General features: G+C 46.8%; 1 protein-coding gene and 1 pseudogene. Both read left to right on the top strand.

What is annotated here, in order from left to right:
* Positions 1–1,092: pseudogene (locus tag QAS77_RS11325) on the top strand (BREX system P-loop protein BrxC); the annotation flags it as partial.
* Between the two features lie 2 nt (positions 1,093–1,094).
* Positions 1,095–2,923: BREX-1 system adenine-specific DNA-methyltransferase PglX (pglX, locus tag QAS77_RS11320; protein WP_305065650.1), on the top strand; the 1,829-nt coding region annotated here is incomplete at its 3' end.

The raw sequence follows: 2,923 nt of genomic DNA, 5'->3' as shown, positions 1-2,923 counted from the left end.
CTTGTTGCCACTTTGTTTATTGGCGAAGATGTGAAGTTGCGATACCAGAAGACATATCTTGTGTCAAATGCGGAGGAGATCACAAAGTATCTTACCGGAAGGGAGGATGCTGATAAGATTATCATTGAGATGCGTAAAAAGACGGGTCTTGAAATCATCAGTGCTGTGAAGTCTGTTTTGAGGGATGAGTTCGATAAGACTGATATTCCTGAGAAGGAGAACGACCTGTACAGTTTCTCGCACAACCTGCTCGAAGAAGAATTGATGCGCGTTACGGAGATCTCGGGTAAATATGCAGAGGGCAAGTATCCGGGAAAAGAGATTATTGGGAATTATGCGGGGTTCTTGAAGAAGCTTCTGGATGTTACGGACCCGTCTTCTTTCCTTAAGATGGTGTCTGAGGAGAGGGATGAGTTGATCGGACAGCGCCGGACGGTCGAACCGGTTATGTCGTTCTTTGGCAGTGTGCAGGTGGAGATATTCAGGCGGCTTTCCAGGGAAGTTGATGATTTCAGGCGAAATGTGCAATTCCTGAGCGAAGATGCAAGGTCCGATGTTGCCGGGATCGAGGCGATACTCAGTTCGGATGAACCGTATTCACAGATCAAAGACCTGACGCTATTTGAGAGCAGGATCAAGGTATCCCTTGAGGAGTCGTTGTCAAACCTGAAGCAGGAGTTGCAGGAGAAGATCAGGTCTGCAATGGAGGATATCGAAAAAGAACTTGCCGGCTACGTAATTATCTCTGCTGAGTTCAAACGCTCTGTGATGCAACCTTTCAATGATATTGAGAGAAACGCTGCAGGGTCGGATGATTGTACGTATGTAAAACTCCAGGTCGGAAACATTGACGAGCTGTCAGGCAGTGCTTATGAGAAGATCGAATCCGAGAGGCCTCTTGGCAGGGAAGGAAAAGGTGAGGATGCTACTGAGGTAATCAAGGTCACTCCTGTGAGGGTCATTACCGGCACTTCGTTGTTCAGAACAATAAAGGATATCGAAACTAAAGAGGATCTTGATGCGTACCTTGAGAAACTGAGGGCAGTTATGCAAAAGCATCTGGATGAGAATAGTAAGATCAAGGTGCTGTGAGTATGGGTATGGATAAAAAGAAGATCGCACAGTTCTCTGATACCCTCAGAAATAGGCTCTCGGAGGAAACAACGAAGAGGGCAGCTTATTACGGCATCCTTCCTGACAGTATTCAGGGTGTGGATGATAAGTTCGAGGATTCCATTGTCATAGGCGGCAAGGTCTTCAATCAAAATATCAAGCACAAGAGGGAGCAACTTGTACGCGAGATCAGGGAAAGGGGATACAGCCAGGTCATGGACGAGGTCACTTACACATGGTTCAACCGTTTTGTTGCCCTCAAGTTCATGGAGGTCAATGGCTACCTTCCTGCGGCGGTGTTCTCCTCAGGCGAAGCGAACAAGCACGAGCCCGATATTCTCACAAGATCCCTGAGTCTGGATTTTCTGGACATTGATAGGGATACTATACTCGACCTGAAATCAGGGGGCAAGGATGAGGAACTGTACCAGTATCTCATTCTCCGCCTGTGCAATTACATGAATAAGATTATGCCGTTCCTGTTCGAGTCCATTGAGGATTATACGGAATTGCTGTTTCCTGAGAGGCTCCTGCATACGGATTCCATCCTCGTGGATCTGAATGATATTATTGATGAGGCGGATTGGAAAGAAGTAGAGGTTATCGGGTGGATATACCAGTATTATGTAGCTCCCAGGAAGGAGAGGGTGTTCAAGGATATGAAGAAGAACATCAAGATCAAGAAAGAAGATATTCCTGCAGCCACACAGTTATTCACGCCTCACTGGATAGTCCGCTATCTTGTTGAAAACTCCCTGGGGCGTCTGTGGATGCTCAACCGTCCTCACTCCCGCCTATTCGAGCAGATGGAATATTACATTAAACCTGAGCAAACTGAAACCGATTTCCTGAGAATCAACTCCCCGGAAGAGATCAAGATCTGCGATCCTGCCTGCGGTTCGGGACACATGCTGGTCTATGCATTTGACCTGCTCCATTCCATCTACGAGGAGGAAGGCTATACGCTCTCCGGGATCCCTGAACATATCCTGAGCCACAACCTATTCGGTATCGAGATCGACAAGCGTGCCGGTGAACTGGCAGCCTTTGCCCTGACCATGAAAGCCAGAAAAAAGCACCGCAATTTCTTCAACAATCCAGTCCAGCCCAATATCTGCGCGCTGCAAAGCATCTCTTTTGAGGATGATGAACTGCGGTCGTACATAGCAGCCATCGGCAGTAACCTGTTTAACACTGACCTGCAACAAACCCTACTCCAGTTCAGTGAGGCTGACAACTTCGGCTCCCTAATCCGCCCGGCAACCACGAATGTATCTGACATCCGGCACATGCTTAATGAGAAAAACTTATCCGGCAACCTGACGCTTTTTACCACTCACCAAAAAGTGCTCAAGGTTTTGGAGCAATCAGATTACCTCAGTCCAAAATATCATGTGGTCATTGCCAATCCGCCGTACATGGGTGGCAAGGGGATGAACGCAAGGTTGAAGGCATTCGCAAAAGACAATTACCCAAATAGCAAATCTGATTTCTTTGCCATGTTTATAGAGCGCAATCTCGATATGGCAATACAAAAAGGCATGGTAGCAATGATAACCATGCAAAGCTGGATGTTCCTTTCATCCTTTGAAAAACTCCGTGATAACATTTTGAATAACGACACTATCCTATCCATGACACATCTTGGTCCACGAGCTTTTGACAGTATTGGCGGTGAGGTCGTTTCAACCACAGCATTCGTTATCGAAACTGAACACCACGAGAACCTTAAAGGGGCTTATTTGCGGCTCATTGATGGAAGAAATGAAGCAGAAAAAGAAGCTGAACTCAAAGCAAAACGAAATGAGCC

It is taken from the genome of Methanococcoides sp. (assembly GCF_030594565.1).
Taxonomy (GTDB): domain Archaea; phylum Halobacteriota; class Methanosarcinia; order Methanosarcinales; family Methanosarcinaceae; genus Methanococcoides; species Methanococcoides seepicolus.
The sequence above is the reverse complement of the archived record's forward strand: the minus strand, read 5'-3'. Positions and strand labels throughout refer to the sequence as shown.